This is a genomic window from Solibacillus kalamii (genome assembly GCF_002174535.1).
Taxonomy (GTDB): domain Bacteria; phylum Bacillota; class Bacilli; order Bacillales_A; family Planococcaceae; genus Solibacillus; species Solibacillus silvestris.
In genome coordinates this window covers 102570-117699 of record NZ_NHNT01000007.1, presented here as the reverse complement: position 1 = coordinate 117699, position 15130 = coordinate 102570, and the positions used below count along the sequence as shown (strand labels likewise).

Genomic DNA, 15130 nt, shown 5'->3' with positions numbered 1-15130 from the left:
TAATTATAAATAAATTTTTGGGAGACTTTTATGGACAATTCATTTTCTATATTTTTGGACACTTATTTAGATGCTTGGAGAAATTCATCTTTAGCGGACATGAAAGATTTAATTTCACAATCTTATGAAGCCAGAGAAATAACAGGCGGAAATATAGTTGACTTTGGTTATGAAGAATCCTTAAATGGATGGGAACAGGGTTTTAATTTCGCTAAAGAGAGTAATGCTCAATGGAATATAAGAGTAGTTTCAATTCTTCCTTTAAGAAAAGATGAAACGATGGCTATTTTATCCGCTACTATGGTTATTCAAGGAGAGAGTTTAAAAACAGCAAATTTATTCTTTCAAACGTTTAAAAAATATAACCGAGGTGAATGGAAATTAGTAAGAAGTTATATTGAAGCAGGAATTAGTTTAAACGACGTGTTTTTCAACAACCAGTTACTTTAGTCTAAAAGAATTTATACAGTGTACAAAATCACATTCAAAAATGTTTGAATACACAAAAAAAGCAGGAACTTTGTTAAATCAACGTTTCTGCTTTTAATTTAGGGAACATTGTAAGTCAATACTGACAACGGTTTGAAAGTACATTGGAGGACGCTTTGTCATGGATTTTTTGCATGAAATCATGTATAAACTGATCGTTGATAATCCATTTTGTGTTCTTTTTTTATGATGTTGGACTATTAGGTACTGAAGTCAGCCTTTATTTCACAAAAATATGTGCATCGCAATAACAAAGTCCTTTGCAGCTTGGGCAATCGACGTTATATGGCTCGAAATAGCGCGGCATATAAACGAACGGTTCGAATCCCTGCGCCGCAAACTGTCGCTCAGCTGCCCAGCAGTTTGTATCAGATTGTACCCAGCCAACCGTCACGATTGTTTTTGCAATCGGCTGTGCTGCTTCAAGATAAGCACGCACAAGATTAGTTCCAATCCCTTTTTTTCGTTCGTTCGGATGGACGACAAAATGACTTGTATAATAGCTGATGCCTGTTGTGACCAGTTCCTTTAACGACTGCAGCTCTTCATGGAAATAAGGGAATTCCTTGTTGAAATCCTGTATTTCATAACCCGCAATATATCCGACAACTTCATCATGCTCATTAACGGATACATAACGAATGCCGCCAGCCTGATCGACGGTTTTGGCCGTTTCCGGTTCAAATGGTAAAAAATCATTGAGCAGTGCAGCAATTTGCACTGCGTATTTCTTTTCATAGGGGTAAATATTCATCGGTGGACCTCTGCTTTCTCATGTTCGAATTTTACTATTTTAACATAATGGAGAGGGCTTTGTTATAACAATCAATGTTTCGATATGCTTGATTAATTTGGAGCAAAAAAAATCACTTAAAGTAAGCTGTTTTTATTTATTTTGTTAGTGGCATCGAGTTCACACTTTAAATGGGTAATTTTAATAATTGTTAAAAGGGAACGTTTGTTCTATAATGTGGTTATGAGTGAGGTGTGATTAATGAAAGATCAATTAACAAAAGCAATGCGGCAACATCAGATTTTGGATATTATGTACATGGCCAAAGACCGGAAAATAACGAAGCGACGAATTAAATTAATAAAAATCTCTGGTGACTATGCGCAAGCCTATTGTTTTACACGACATGCAAAACGAAATTTTATTATAGATAATATTTTAGCAGTACATCCGGTAAATAAAAAAATACGAGGGTTAGAGGCTTAATATCTAGGAGGTATTCTATCGAAAAAGGGAAAATCTTATCTTTTAAGTGATGATTGTGTGTAATATTCTGACTATTTATGGTAGAATAAAAATAGGGAGGTGGTTAAAATTGATGCAGAAAGTTTCTAATAGAATGGAGGCAGAAAAAATCTTTGACACCAATGTGAAAAATAGACCACGATTGGGCAAATTAAAGAGCATGTACCTTATCAGAAAGGAAACCTTAAATAATGAAAAGTCAAAATGAATAAAACCCTCCACTGAATTGGTGGAGGGTTATTTTTTATTAGTGATCGGCTTAAGCAATGGGACCACTTATTTTCAGTTAAAATTATTCTATTGAGGTTTTTGTTGTTTTGCGATTGGATAAAAACCAACCAGCTAGTGCAATAGCGATTAACACTCCATAAAATATCAGTTTCCACTCGAGGGAGTGGGCAAACTCATAAGAAATGACACCAACATCAGGATGACTTAAAGTTAATACTGCAAGCTTGACACCAACCCATCCCACTATTACAAATGCCGCAATTTCTAGTCCTGGTTTGGATTCAAGAAGTTTCACGAAAAAGTTTGCAGCAAACCTCATGATGATTAATCCGATTAATCCGCCTGCAAATATTACGAGGAACTTTCCGCCATCCATGCCACCAATCTGTGGTAAATTCGTATTAGGCAGTGTCATTGCAAGAGCTACTGCTGCTAATATCGAATCAACCGCAAATGCAATATCCGCCAACTCGACTTTTATAACCGTACCCCAAAATCCAGATTTTTTCTGTTCTTTTTCCTTTTTTGGTCCTTTATTTTTAAAGTAGAGTTTCCTGACAATGTGATTAATTGCTATAAATAATAGATATAGGGCACCAATAGCCTGAACCTGCCATACATCTACAAGAAACGTTATAATAAATAAAGAAGCGAACCGGAAAATGAAAGCACCTGCAAGACCATAAAATAGTGCCTTTCGTCTTTCTTTTTCAGGTAAATGTTTAACCATAATTGCCAAAACGAGGGCATTGTCTGCTGCAAGCAAACCTTCTAAGCCAATTAACAATAATAATACCCAACCATACTCTAGTAATAAAGAGATATCCAATTACATTCCCCCTAACTTCACTAAATTAATGCTAACAAAAATTATATTCCCATTTACGTAGAGTATAACCTCTTTAAAATTAAATATGTCTCCATCAAAGCTTAGTAAATGTCCATTTTATGAATGCTGGAAATATGTTAGTTCACTATAAGGATTTTTAGGGAAAGGAATTTTCATATTTTAAAGGGGGAATAAAAAGGGGTGATTATGAATAAAAACGTGGATCATATAATACACACAGGCACATAGCCCATTAGCAGTCAATGAGCTATGTCCAGTTAATAATTCGAAGTGAAGCATTATGTAATCCTTCTTTTATAAGGCGGCAATATCCGAATACTTATTAAGCAATTCATCCAATTCCTGACTGCAATTGACGACTTCCGGGTGAGTGAAACCTAAATCCCTTGCTTTTTTGTACATAATTTTTCTTTTTGTCTCAATTCTTAATTTTAGTACCTTTTTTAATAGTAAAAATTTCATCGATAAATTTCCTTTCAATAATAGTTGGTAGTTTTTAAACTTTTGTTAATATAAAATGACAACTGTTTAATCCTATCTTATTTTAAACAAGATAAATGTCGAAACATGCTAAAAATGGAAAATTCAATAATTTGTAAAAAACAAAAAATTAATGTTTAAATAGAAAGCTTTATATTTGACTAAACTTAAAATGTATGAATTTTAAGGAGAGACATCGGGAAGGATAAAATTCGCAAATCCCAGAAATCCAATTTTTGTACAACTGCTAACAACCTTGATATAATGAGCGTTGTGAATACATATAAACAGAAAGAGGTTATGAAAAATGACAAATGCTTATGATGAATACATGCGTCAGGTAACACAGCCAATGCGTACGGAACTTGAAAGCGCAGGCTTTACACAATTAACAACGGCAGATAGCGTCCATGAATTTATGGCTGAAACAAAAGGGACAGCTTTAGTTGTAATCAATTCTGTTTGCGGTTGTGCTGCAGGTTTGGCACGTCCGGCTGCCCGTGAAGCAGTTGCAGATGTGAAACCAGATCAGCTAGTAACCGTATTTGCCGGTCAAGATCCTGAAGCGACTGCAGCAATGCGCGGATACTTTGATGAAGTTCCGCCAAGCTCACCATCAATGGCAGTTTTAAAAGATGGTCAATTAGCTTATTTCATTCCACGGGATCAAATCGAAGGTCATCCAATGGAACAAATTCGTGATCATTTATCAGATGTGTTAAAACAAGTATGTGCCGAGTAACAATTGTCACTACTGCAGGTAGACCGGACGAGCAATCACTTCAATTAGCTGAATTCGCAAGTCAGGTGCTGCAGGCAAAAATCATTCCGCGCCAAAAACGTTCGGTTCGTAAGCTTTCCGAAGTGTACGATGCCAATGTCGTTGTTGCGGGAAAAAACCGTTTCGAATACTATGCGAAAGGTGCTGAGGCGCCTTTCTTTTTTCATCCAAACTCTGCCGCTTTTCGTTTGAAGCGTGTGGCTCGCGGTGAAGATGATCCATTGCTTACTGCTTGTGCACTTCGAAAAGGGGATACGTTTTTGGATTGCACTCTTGGCATCGGGGCCGATAGTTTATTGGCGACCTTTGCAGTTGGCGAAAAAGGGAAAGTAATCGGTGTGGAAGCGGATCAAAATGTCGCATTTATTGTGAAAACTGGGATGCAAAATTATGACACGACAGAACTTCCGTTAACTGCATGCATGCGAAATATCCAAGTTGTTCATACTACTGCTCTAGAATATTTAAAGAAGCAAGAAGATGACAGCTTTGATGTTGTCTACATGGACCCGATGTTCGAGGAAATCATTGAAGAATCGACAAATTTTGAAGCGTTGCGTTTTGCCGGAAAGCACTTAACGTTAACTGATGAATGGGTGGCTGAAGCTAAGCGTGTTGCGAAAAGCCGGGTGGTGTTAAAGGCCCATTATAAATCGGACTGGTTTGAAAAGTACCAGTTCCAGCGTGATGTGCGGTTAACAGCCAAGTTTCATTATGGTGTGTACGAAATAAAATAGCGTTGAAGTTCTTTTTACAAGGACTTCAGCGTTTTTCTTAACGCTTTACATACCCCTTATAGGTATGGTAATGTAAAATTAAGTAAGGGGGATTGATTGAATGATTCATGAAAATGATGGATTATTGGAAACTCATGAAGTGAGCTGTCGTAAAAGTCATCATCCTGAACCGATAAAAAAAGATTTAACGACAAGATTAAATCGAATCGAAGGGCAAATTCGCGGAATCAAAGGCATGATTGATAAAGATGTGTATTGCGATGATGTGATTACACAATTATCCGCAACGCAATCGGCATTAAATAGTGTCGCGAAGATATTGCTGGAAGGTCATTTAAAAGGCTGTGTCGTGGATCGTCTAAATGAAGGCGATACTGAAGTATTGGACGAGCTTGTCGTAACTATTCAAAAAATGATGAAAAAATAAGGAGTGTTCGAGTATGGTAAATGTAACGTTAAATGTGAATGGTATGTCTTGCGGTCATTGTGTGAAATCTGTAGAAACCAGTGTTGGCGCATTAGTTGGTGTACAGGAAGTAAAAGTGGATCTTGCTGAGAAAAAAGTATCGGTTGCGTATAACGAAGATGCCCTTACTGTTGAGCAGATCAAAGAAACAATTGATGAACAAGGTTACGACGTTGTTGAATGATTGATGTTTACAAATGATTTAGGTTCTCTAATTTAGAGAACCTCTCTTTTTACAAAATTCCATACCCCCTTGAGGTATAAAGAGGTGAGAACATGACAAAAGAACTGACATTGCAAGTAACAGGTATGACGTGTGCGGCATGTTCGGCAAGAATTGAAAAAGGCCTGAACAAGATGGAAGGGATCGAATCGGCGAATGTCAATCTAGCGGTTGAAAAAGCAGCGATTCAGTATGATGAAACGGTCATCAAAGCACAGGATATTGAGCAAAAGATCCAAGCGCTCGGTTATGATGTCGTAAAAGAGAAAGTCGACTTTACAATCGATGGAATGACGTGTGCGGCGTGTTCGGCAAGAATCGAAAAGGTGCTCGGGAAAATGGACGGTATTGCTTCGGCAAATGTGAACTTGGCATTGGAAAAAGCGACGATAGAATTTAATCCTTCTCAAGTATCGATGTCCGATATTATTGCGCGGATTGAAAAGATCGGTTATGGTGCACAACCAGTCGTTGAGGGCGATCCGGTTGACCATCGGGAAAAGGCGATCCAACGGCAAACAATTAAATTTACCGCGGCGGCCATTTTATCATTACCTCTGTTATGGACGATGGTTGCACATTTTTCGTTTACGAGTTTTTTATACGTGCCTGATATGCTCATGAATCCTTGGGTACAGCTCGCATTAGCAACACCCGTTCAATTTATTATTGGGTGGCAGTTTTACGTAGGTGCATACAAATCATTACGCAGTGGTGCGGCAAACATGGATGTGCTCGTAGTGATGGGAACGAGTGCGGCCTATTTTTACAGTATTTATCAAATGCTCGCCCATCCGAGCGGTCATATGCCACACTTGTATTTTGAAACGAGCGCGGTGCTGATTACGTTGATTTTATTAGGGAAACTGTTTGAAACGCGTGCAAAAGGCAAGTCTTCGCAGGCAATCAAACAATTGATGGGCATGCAGGCAAAATCAGCGCTTGTGATTCGTGCTGGTGTCGAACAGGCGGTGCCGCTTGAAGAAGTGCGCATCAATGATATTGTCCGCGTGAAACCGGGTGAAAAAATTCCAGTGGATGGAGAAGTCGTTTCCGGAACTTCTGCGGTGGATGAATCGATGCTGACGGGCGAAAGTTTGCCGGTAGAAAAAAACATAGGCGATTTCGTTTATGGTGCAACACTGAACAAAAACGGTGCACTGGAAATGAAGGCATTAAAGGTTGGCAGTGAAACAGCACTGTCGCAAATCATTAAAATCGTCGAGTCGGCACAAGGTTCCAAAGCACCGATTCAGCGTCTTGCCGATAAGATTTCCAATATATTTGTACCAATAGTAGTGGGAATTGCCATTGTGACGTTCATTTTGTGGTGGCTGATCGGAGGAGAATTCATTCAGGCATTTGAGGCGACAATTGCGGTACTTGTCATCGCATGCCCATGTGCGCTTGGCTTGGCGACACCAACGTCAATTATGGCCGGTTCAGGACGTGCGGCACAGTTTGGCATTTTATTTAAAGGCGGGGAACACCTTGAACAGACTGGTTTTGTAGATACTGTCGTTGTCGATAAAACAGGAACGGTTACAAACGGGAAACCGGTTTTGACAGATGTTGTACTGTTCAGTGATTTAGAAGAAAATAATGTCCTGCGCATTGTTGCTTCTGCAGAAAAACAGTCTGAGCATCCATTGGCAGAAGCAATTGTTGAAGGTGTATTAGAGCGCGGGATTAAGCTATCGGCTGTTTCAAGCTTCCAGGCACTACCAGGGCTTGGTATTGAAGCGCAAGTGGATAATGTAGAAGTAGCTGTAGGTACGAGAAAACTGATGCGGGATCGACAAATTAGTATTGAAGAATCGATCGAACAGCAATTGATTTCATTGGAACAGCAAGGGAAAACGGCGATGCTAGTAGCAATTAACAACCAATTCGCTGCAATTATTGCCGTTGCAGATACGGTAAAAGAAACATCTGCTGAAGCGGTAAGACGTCTGCATGCACTTGGTCTGAAAGTGATTATGCTTACAGGTGATAATGAACGAACGGCTAAAGCGATTGCAGCAGAAGTGGGCATTGATGAAGTCATTGCTGAAGTGCTGCCGGAACAAAAGGCACAGCAAATTGAGAACTTGAAGCAACAAGGACGAAATGTTGCGATGGTTGGTGACGGGATCAACGACGCACCGGCCCTTGCGGTAGCTGATATTGGGATGGCAATCGGCACAGGAACGGATGTTGCGATGGAGGCGGCCGATATTACATTGATTCGCGGAGATTTGAACAGTATTGCCGATGCGATTTTAATGAGCCGTAAAACGATGACGAATATTAAACAAAACCTGTTTTGGGCGTTTGCCTACAATGTCATCGGTATTCCAATCGCTGCACTCGGTTTCCTCGCACCTTGGGTAGCAGGCGCAGCAATGGCATTCAGCTCCGTTTCGGTTGTGTTGAATGCATTGAGACTGCAGCGTGTAAAATTGTAAAAATACCGACTTCCTGAATAAAGAAGGCTAACCATTCATAATAGGACTAAGAGGATTTACAGGATGATTGGGAATGACGATCCATTTCGAAGTTTAAATTTAATAAGAATATACCAACATAGATACACAGTATAGGTTTTGAAAATTATTATAGTGGAAACTTACAATCGAAGTGTTAAATGGAATTGAAAATAATGGACTTTAATTTTTCAATCCATCTTTATTAGAAATAAACCAATAATGATAGGAGCCATCAATATGAAGGAAGATTCAAAGGTATATGATGTCACGATTATCGGCGGAGGTCCTGCGGGGATGTTTACGGCATTCTACGGCGGCATGCGCCAGCTTGAAGTTAAACTGATTGAAAGTCTTCCACAATTAGGTGGGCAGCTTGCTGCACTTTATCCTGATAAATATATTTATGATATCGCAGGATTTCCGAAGGTGCGGGCGCAGGAACTTGTCAATAATCTGAAAGAACAAATGTCAGCGTTTGACCAAACAGTAGTAACTGGACAAAGTGTCGAAACGATTAAAAAGTTGGATGACGGAATATTTAAGCTGACAACGAACGAAGAAATCCATTATTCAAAAACAATCATTATTACAGCAGGTCTTGGTGCATTCCAGCCAAGACAGTTGGAAGTTGAAGGAGCAGAATACTATGAGGGCAAAAATCTTCATTATTTCATCAGCGATATAAATGATTTTAAGGGAAAGAATGTAGTCATTTTCGGCGGAGGAGACTCAGCTATTGACTGGTCGCTTATGCTTGAATCTATTGCTGACAAAGTTACAATTGTCCATAGACGAGATCAATTCCGAGCGCATGAGTACAGTGTTGAAAATCTGTTCAAATCAAGTGTAGATATCAAAACACCTTATATGCCGGATGAGTTGTTTGGCGATGAAAACGGCATTAAACAAATTATCATCCGGAATGCAGAAGGAGATAAAGAAACACTTGACGTTGATGACATAATTGTAAACTATGGATTTAAATCGTCATTAGGTCCAATCAAGGAGTGGGGATTAGAAATCGAGAAAAATTCCATTATTGTAAACTCTAAAATGGAAACAAATATCGAGGGAATCTATGCTGTTGGTGATGTATCAACTTACGATGGAAAAGTGAAATTGATTGCAACTGGTTTCGGTGAAGCGCCGGTTGCCATTAGTGCGGCACGGTTGTTTATTGATCCGTCAGCAAAAAAGCATGTACCGCACAGCACCGACCTTTTCAATAAATAATATTTGTTTATCCGGTATGATTGGAATGTATAACAGGGAAGTGGATTCACTATCAAATTCACATATGAATTGATAGTGAACCCTTTTTTTACTGTTACTACCTGACAGGCAATTCTACGACAAAGCTCGTTCCTTGGGTTTCAATACTATTCACATGAATGATTCCACCATGTAATGTAACGATAGCAGCAACTATTGAAAGTCCCAGTCCTGTTCCATCAACTGAACGAGACCGTGCAGTATCTACTCGATAAAAGCGGTCAAAAATTCTTTCTTTCTCTTTATCATTCAAACCTATACCCGAATCTTCAAAGATTACCAACACCGATTTTCCTTGTTCTTTAATGGATATTTCAATAATGCCATTCGGTTTATTATATTTGATGGCATTGGTTAACAGATTGTCCCAGACCGCATTAAGTAAGGATGGGTCCCCAGTAATTTCTACATCCGGTAATGTGAACCCGAGCGTAATACCTTTTTCTCCAATCTGCCACTGATTGCTCCGTATAAGTTCCTTAATTTGCTTTCCGATATTAACTGACTTTCTTTTCATAATATCCTCATCTCGGTCTAACGAAGCAAGAAGTAATAGCTGTCTTGTTAATGTAGACAGTCTTTTAATCTCTCCGTTGATAATCGAAATGTAATTGCTTTTATCTTCCGGACTCATGGATTCGCTTTTCAAAAGGTTTGCATATCCTTTTATATTAGATAAAGGCGACTGGATATCATGAGAAATATTCGAAATAAACTCTTTCCTCATTTCATCCATCTGCTCCAGTTTACTGGCCATCCGTAAAAAACTATGTGAAAGTTCACCTAATTCATCATGACGGGTAATATCAAGATCAACATTGTAATTTCCGTTTGAGAGTGATTTTGTTGCAGATGTAAGTTTTGAGATTGGATGAACTAAATATTTAGTTATAAAAATGACCATTATGATACTCAGCATAATCGCCAAAGCCAGCAGCCATCCGAATAAAATATGCATTTCGTTAAATAATAGCTTAATATCCGGTCTAATGAAAAGCGCATACTTTTTCTCGTTATGTGTCAATGGAACACCAATCGTATTTTTCAATTCGTTTGCAAAAAATCCTGTAACAAATGTCTCCTGAGGGAAATTTAAAATACCATGAAAGATATCACCGTTTATTACTTGTTCTTTGGTGGAATGAGACAATGTCTTTTCCCTAAAGGGTGCACCAAAATAAAATTCATTACCTGAATTGTCAACGAGGAAAATTTGATAACCAATTGACGAAATGTTTTCAAAATAATCTTTGAGATCTAAATCAGGTTGGTTCCCGGTAAATTCAGCAATGTTTAATGCAATTGTTGTGTTTTTCTGGTCATTAAATGGTTTTAATTTTTGCTGATAATACGTATTCGAGATTAAAAAAGCTAAAATTCCACTAAAAATCATAATTCCAATGGTGAACACAACAAACTTCACATAAAGAGATCTCATCTTCTGTTTGCCTCCAATGAATAGCCAACCCCACGCACTGTCTTAATATGAAAATCATCTGTCAATTTAGAAAAACGTTCTCTTAATCGTTTGACATGAACATCTACTGTCCGTTCATCTCCTTCGTAATCCACACCCCAGATATGTTCGATTAGGTGATCACGAGAAAATACTTGCATAGGATTTAAAGCAAGGAAATACAGAAGTTCGAATTCCTTTAAGGGTAAGAGAATCGTCCGGTCACCAATCAGAACCTCATAGCTTTTTTTATTAATAGTTGTACTTCCTAAACGAATAATTGATTCATCGGATTGCTTATCATATCGACGCAGTAAGGCTTCAATTCTAAAATTTAATTCTTTTGGTTCAAACGGCTTGACTAGATAATCATCCGTACCAGATTTATATCCTACTTCTTTATCTTCAATTTGATTTTTGGCAGTTAAAAGGATAACGGGAATATCGTATTTTTTTCGAATCACCCTTGTTAGGGCATAACCATCCATAAAAGGCATCATTACATCCACTACTGCTAAATCACATACTTCTCGATTAAGAATCCCTAATGCTTCAGTCCCGTCTTTTGCTTGGAAAACTTTGAAACCTGCTTCGGACAAGTGGATGTTTACAAGCTGTAATATATTGATATCGTCATCTACAATTAAAATTGTTGTCATTCTATTTTCTCCTGTTTTATAGAAATTTCGTCTATTTAATGAACTAACAAATGAACAGCCATACACGTCCAGGCTGTTCATTTATGTTCTGCTACATTATTCATCTATTAGAATCTACTCTTTACTTTGCAAAACCATTCCATCACTCATTTTAATCACATGGTCTACATATAAAAGTAATTCCTCATCATGGGTAACCATTAATGTAGCGATATTCAACGTTTTAGTTAAATCTTGAATTAACAGCATAACATCTCTGGACTTCCTTGAATCAAGACTGGCAGTTGGTTCATCTGCAAAGAGAACTTTCGGTTTATGGATGATTGCTCGGGCAATGGCGATCCGTTGTTTTTCTCCCCCCGATAAGGAAGAGGGGTAAGCATGCTTCCTATGATTCATTTCAACTAGTTGTAGAATGTTATTAACTTCTGCATGTTTTTCCAGTTTGCTTAAGTTTGATTCAGAAACATCCAGCATTAACATTAACTGTTCTTCAACTGTGAGAAAAGGAACAAGATGAGCAAATTGAAAGACAAAGCCAAATTTGCTAGCCCGAATTTTTCGAACCTGTTCAGAACTCATGGCAGTCATATTATTTCCATCGAATATAACTTGCCCATCAGATACAGGTTGTAATCCTGCAGCTATAGTAAGGAGCGTACTTTTACCAGAACCTGATGCACCTACTAATGCTGTTACCTCTCCTTCTTTAAGCGTAAGGTTGATTCCTTTTAGTATTTCTTCCTCTACTTCACCAGTAACAAATGTTTTCCTAACATCTTCTAGTGTGAATATTGTCATATTAAGCCTCTCCTTGTTGTATCGCATGTAATGGTTCGATTTTTTTGATTTGTATTCCAGAGAGTGTAGCTCCGATAAAACCGATTAGCAGGAAAACTATAGATAATTGGGCGGTTTTTTCAAATGTTAAATAAAAAGGCATTCCCTCAGGTGCAATCATATTAAATACTTGGCTGAAAGAAATGGACAATATAAGCGAAACGACCGTTATAAAGAGCATTTGTGACCACATGATTTTGAACAGCCTGCTTGTTTTCATACCGATTGCCTTTAAAATCCCATATAAACCGACTTTTTGAATATTCATCATGTAAAAAAAGATGGCAAATAACATTCCGCTAATTACAACTAAAAACCAAACAATCATATTTAATGACATCTGTTCTGCATTATAGCTTGGAATGGTATTGAGGAAATCCTTGTTCGTAAAGGATTGCAAGCCTGTGAATTGTTGTGAAGAATCTCCTCCCGGTATGAATATCAGTTGCATTTCCATAACCCGATACATTTCCTGGAAATTCTTAGTGTTTATAAATGCAACCGGGGCATGACTGAATTTCTTTTGGTCGACAAAACCCTTTACTTTAAATTCGCCACTGAATTGATTATTCGTTAACGTATCTCCAACCTTTATCCCTTTGTCCTCCATTGAGCGATCTAATATAATCTCCCCATCTTCCACCTTCTCAAATAGTTCTGAATCATTGGATGTAACAAAGGCTACGCTCTGTTGTTTGTCAGTTTTGTTAGTTAAGAAACCCATTTGAATTGAAAATGCCACAGCATCTTTTTCGTTGTTTATTATTTTATCCTGTATACTACTATCTATTTTTGACAGATTATAAGTTTCATCTCCATCTTTATTCATATAAAATTGACCATCTGGTAAATCTTGAATTAAAGAAGCATTGTCTTGCGATAATCCATTTGCCAAACCAGATATTATAAATGTTAATAAACTAACTAGAAAAATAATGGAACCTAAAATTAAAAATCTCACTTTATTTTTCTTGATTTCTTTCCACGCAATATTCATTTTTACTTTCCTCCGATCTGTTCTTTACATCCATAGTTTATAAATTGAATATGAACGGGGGATGAACAGTAAATTACATTTCGGGTTCATTTGAACTGTTTTTAAAAGAACGGTCACAGTTATCAGGCTCGAGATGTTTAAATTTGCAGAAATAACTTCCTATGGCTCCGTTTTACAAACCCCTTGCCCGTTGTATCATTCGTATAAAAAATAACCAAATCGTTCATACTCTAACATAGACTTAAATTATGTCTATAATATAAATTACCAATTGATAATTATAAATGGTTGAATGAAGAAGAGGAGAGGGATACGATGTGGTTTAAGAAAAAGGAAAAATTTCGTGAAGTTAGTTCCTCTCCCGCTACTCAGATTCAGGAAGTGGATGACATTGAAAATGATCTGATAAAAACAAATCTTCAACAGAACTTACAATTTATAAAAGATGCTCTTGGAACCAGTTCGGATATTGTCATTCGCGATATTCTAATTGGTAAAGAAGGAACGATAAAAGCCGGAATTATATATACGGACGGATTAACCGATACAACTTCTTTACAAAACTTTATTCTGGAAACGCTGATGCTGGATATAAAGGAGATTGAATTACTGGGAAAGACACTTCCTCAGAAAAATCTTATCACCGTATTAAAAGATGTCGCTATGACAGTAGGGGATATTAAAGAAATAGCAGACTTTGATGTACTATTTACGGACCTTTTGTCAGGGGATACGATTATTTTAATCGATGGCTATAATCATGGCTTAACTATTTCCAACAGGCAATGGGTTGAGCGTGGGGTTACGGAACCAGTGGCGCAGACAGTAGTTAGAGGTCCGCGCGAAGGTTTTACCGAAAATTTACGTGTCAATACAGCGCTGATCCGCAGGAAAATTAAAGATCCTAACTTTTGGATTGAGTCAAAAAAGATTGGTACACGAACGAAAACAAATGTTGCCATAGCCTATATCAATGGCATTGCAAATGATGAAATAGTAAAAGAAGTCAATTTACGAATGGATCGAATAATGATAGATGGAATTCTGGAAAGCGGAAATATCGAGGAATTAATTCAGGATACGCCATATACACCTTTTCCTACTGTCTTTAATACAGAAAGACCGGATGTAGTAGCCGCTGCACTACTCGAGGGACGCATAGCGATCATTGTAGATGGAACCCCCTTTGTGCTCATTGTTCCAGCATTATTCATACAGTTTTTTCAATCTCCGGAAGACTACTATGTTCGGACGCTTATAGGGAGTCTTGTTCGGCTCCTACGTTTTTTATCATTTACAATTACATTGCTGGCACCTGCATTATTTATTGCAATCACGACGTTTCATCAAACGATGCTACCACCTGCACTCCTTATCAGTCTTGCAGCTCAGCGAGAAGGTGTTCCATTTCCAGCATTTGTTGAGGCACTAATAATGGAAATAACGTTTGAAATATTACGCGAAGCTGGTGTAAGGATGCCTCGTGCGATTGGTTCAGCAATGTCCATTGTTGGGGCATTTGTTATAGGTACAGCTGCTGTGGAGGCAGGAATAATTTCAGCCATGATGGTAATCATTGTTTCAATTACGGCTATATCCAGTTTTGTTTCACCTTCTTACGATATGGCGATTGCTACAAGGATACTCCGCTTTGCATTTATGGCTTTAGCAGCATCATTTGGTCTCTATGGAATTACTATTGGATTAATCGCTTTAATTTTACATTTATGCAGTTTACGCTCGTTTGGGATACCTTATATGTCACCGGTTGCACCATTTAATGTTTCCGATCAAAAGGATACGTTTATTGTATTTCCGCTCTGGAGCTTGTTGACCCGACCCCATCTAATCAGTCAAAAAAATAGAGTTAGGGAACAAAATCCATCCACTGCAAAGCCAGCACCACCAAAAAATAAGGAATGA

At 37.9% G+C, this 15130-nt stretch carries 16 protein-coding genes; 9 read left to right on the top strand and 7 right to left on the bottom strand.

Annotated elements, in window-relative coordinates:
* The first annotated feature begins 30 nt into the window (after positions 1-30).
* Positions 31-450 (top strand): flavoprotein, encoded by a 420-nt coding sequence (locus tag CBM15_RS11555; protein ID WP_087617630.1) that lies wholly within the window; start codon positions 31-33, stop codon positions 448-450.
* A gap of 259 nt (positions 451-709) precedes the next feature.
* On the opposite strand, the gene CBM15_RS11550 is transcribed toward CBM15_RS11555, so the two are convergent.
* Positions 710-1243: a GNAT family N-acetyltransferase gene (locus tag CBM15_RS11550; RefSeq protein WP_087617629.1), complete on the bottom strand. Its 534-nt coding sequence runs from the start codon at positions 1241-1243 to the stop codon at positions 710-712.
* Positions 1244-1483: 240 nt separating this feature from the next.
* On the opposite strand from CBM15_RS11550, the gene CBM15_RS11545 reads away from it, so the two are divergent.
* Positions 1484-1708: a transcriptional regulator gene (locus CBM15_RS11545; RefSeq protein ID WP_008406640.1), complete on the top strand. Its 225-nt coding sequence runs from the start codon at positions 1484-1486 to the stop codon at positions 1706-1708.
* Positions 1709-2039: 331 nt separating this feature from the next.
* Here CBM15_RS11545 and CBM15_RS11540 read toward each other — a convergent pair whose 3' ends face one another.
* Together CBM15_RS11540 and CBM15_RS11535 are read right to left on the bottom strand one after the other, a co-directional pair.
* Positions 2040-2807, bottom strand: coding sequence for a TerC family protein (locus CBM15_RS11540; RefSeq protein ID WP_087617628.1), 768 nt, complete (start codon positions 2805-2807; stop codon positions 2040-2042).
* A gap of 315 nt (positions 2808-3122) precedes the next feature.
* Positions 3123-3290 (bottom strand): aspartyl-phosphate phosphatase Spo0E family protein, encoded by a 168-nt coding sequence (locus tag CBM15_RS11535; protein ID WP_087617627.1) that lies wholly within the window; start codon positions 3288-3290, stop codon positions 3123-3125.
* 325 nt (positions 3291-3615) lie between these two features.
* Here CBM15_RS11535 and CBM15_RS11530 point away from each other — a divergent pair, with 325 nt between their 5' ends.
* From CBM15_RS11530 to CBM15_RS11505, 6 genes are all read left to right on the top strand, one after another.
* Entirely contained in the window at positions 3616-4050 is a 435-nt protein-coding gene (locus CBM15_RS11530) for a BrxA/BrxB family bacilliredoxin (RefSeq protein WP_008406646.1), read from the top strand.
* Complete coding sequence (locus tag CBM15_RS11525) at positions 4038-4826, top strand: class I SAM-dependent methyltransferase (RefSeq protein ID WP_087617626.1); 789 nt, start codon at positions 4038-4040, stop codon at positions 4824-4826. Before CBM15_RS11530 ends, CBM15_RS11525 begins: the two co-directional genes overlap by 13 nt.
* Positions 4827-4926: 100 nt before the next feature.
* Positions 4927-5253: a metal-sensitive transcriptional regulator gene (locus CBM15_RS11520; RefSeq protein WP_008406650.1), complete on the top strand. Its 327-nt coding sequence runs from the start codon at positions 4927-4929 to the stop codon at positions 5251-5253.
* Positions 5254-5266: 13 nt separating this feature from the next.
* Positions 5267-5476, top strand: a complete 210-nt coding sequence (copZ, locus tag CBM15_RS11515; RefSeq protein WP_087617625.1) for a copper chaperone CopZ — start codon at positions 5267-5269, stop codon at positions 5474-5476.
* 92 nt (positions 5477-5568) lie between these two features.
* A complete protein-coding gene (locus CBM15_RS11510; protein ID WP_087617624.1) occupies positions 5569-7962 on the top strand; it encodes a heavy metal translocating P-type ATPase in 2394 nt (797 codons plus the stop codon).
* A gap of 258 nt (positions 7963-8220) precedes the next feature.
* On the top strand, positions 8221-9216 hold the full coding sequence (locus CBM15_RS11505; protein ID WP_087617623.1) for an NAD(P)/FAD-dependent oxidoreductase: 996 nt from the start codon (positions 8221-8223) through the stop codon (positions 9214-9216).
* A gap of 97 nt (positions 9217-9313) precedes the next feature.
* Here CBM15_RS11505 and CBM15_RS11500 read toward each other — a convergent pair whose 3' ends face one another.
* The 4 genes from CBM15_RS11500 to CBM15_RS11485 form a co-directional block, all read right to left on the bottom strand.
* The gene (locus tag CBM15_RS11500) at positions 9314-10693 is read right to left on the bottom strand and encodes a sensor histidine kinase (protein ID WP_087617622.1); all 1380 of its coding nucleotides are present in this window, start codon (positions 10691-10693) and stop codon (positions 9314-9316) included.
* Positions 10690-11370, bottom strand: coding sequence for a response regulator transcription factor (locus tag CBM15_RS11495; RefSeq protein WP_087617621.1), 681 nt, complete (start codon positions 11368-11370; stop codon positions 10690-10692). Before CBM15_RS11495 ends, CBM15_RS11500 begins: the two co-directional genes overlap by 4 nt.
* A 114-nt stretch (positions 11371-11484) precedes the next feature.
* On the bottom strand, positions 11485-12171 hold the full coding sequence (locus tag CBM15_RS11490; protein WP_087617620.1) for an ABC transporter ATP-binding protein: 687 nt from the start codon (positions 12169-12171) through the stop codon (positions 11485-11487).
* A 1-nt stretch (position 12172) separates the two neighbouring features.
* The gene (locus tag CBM15_RS11485) at positions 12173-13207 is read right to left on the bottom strand and encodes an ABC transporter permease (protein ID WP_087617619.1); all 1035 of its coding nucleotides are present in this window, start codon (positions 13205-13207) and stop codon (positions 12173-12175) included.
* Positions 13208-13522: 315 nt separating this feature from the next.
* Between CBM15_RS11485 and CBM15_RS11480 the strand changes: the two genes are divergently transcribed.
* On the top strand, positions 13523-15130 hold the full coding sequence (locus tag CBM15_RS11480; protein WP_087617618.1) for a spore germination protein: 1608 nt from the start codon (positions 13523-13525) through the stop codon (positions 15128-15130).

Bases quoted from the DNA above. Each gene is read 5' to 3' on its own strand.
- CBM15_RS11550 (WP_087617629.1), bottom strand. From the start codon at position 1,243: ATGAATATTTACCCCTATGAAAAGAAATACGCAGTGCAAATTGCTGCA.
- CBM15_RS11525 (WP_087617626.1), top strand. From the start codon at position 4,038: ATGTGCCGAGTAACAATTGTCACTACTGCAGGTAGACCGGACGAGCAA.
- CBM15_RS11500 (WP_087617622.1), bottom strand. From the start codon at position 10,693: ATGAGATCTCTTTATGTGAAGTTTGTTGTGTTCACCATTGGAATTATG.
- CBM15_RS11485 (WP_087617619.1), bottom strand. From the start codon at position 13,207: ATGAATATTGCGTGGAAAGAAATCAAGAAAAATAAAGTGAGATTTTTA.
- CBM15_RS11555 (WP_087617630.1), top strand. From the start codon at position 31: ATGGACAATTCATTTTCTATATTTTTGGACACTTATTTAGATGCTTGG.
- CBM15_RS11480 (WP_087617618.1), top strand. From the start codon at position 13,523: ATGTGGTTTAAGAAAAAGGAAAAATTTCGTGAAGTTAGTTCCTCTCCC.
- CBM15_RS11490 (WP_087617620.1), bottom strand. From the start codon at position 12,171: ATGACAATATTCACACTAGAAGATGTTAGGAAAACATTTGTTACTGGT.
- CBM15_RS11545 (WP_008406640.1), top strand. From the start codon at position 1,484: ATGAAAGATCAATTAACAAAAGCAATGCGGCAACATCAGATTTTGGAT.
- CBM15_RS11520 (WP_008406650.1), top strand. From the start codon at position 4,927: ATGATTCATGAAAATGATGGATTATTGGAAACTCATGAAGTGAGCTGT.
- copZ (WP_087617625.1), top strand. From the start codon at position 5,267: ATGGTAAATGTAACGTTAAATGTGAATGGTATGTCTTGCGGTCATTGT.
- CBM15_RS11530 (WP_008406646.1), top strand. From the start codon at position 3,616: ATGACAAATGCTTATGATGAATACATGCGTCAGGTAACACAGCCAATG.
- CBM15_RS11495 (WP_087617621.1), bottom strand. From the start codon at position 11,370: ATGACAACAATTTTAATTGTAGATGACGATATCAATATATTACAGCTT.
- CBM15_RS11510 (WP_087617624.1), top strand. From the start codon at position 5,569: ATGACAAAAGAACTGACATTGCAAGTAACAGGTATGACGTGTGCGGCA.
- CBM15_RS11505 (WP_087617623.1), top strand. From the start codon at position 8,221: ATGAAGGAAGATTCAAAGGTATATGATGTCACGATTATCGGCGGAGGT.
- CBM15_RS11535 (WP_087617627.1), bottom strand. From the start codon at position 3,290: ATGAAATTTTTACTATTAAAAAAGGTACTAAAATTAAGAATTGAGACA.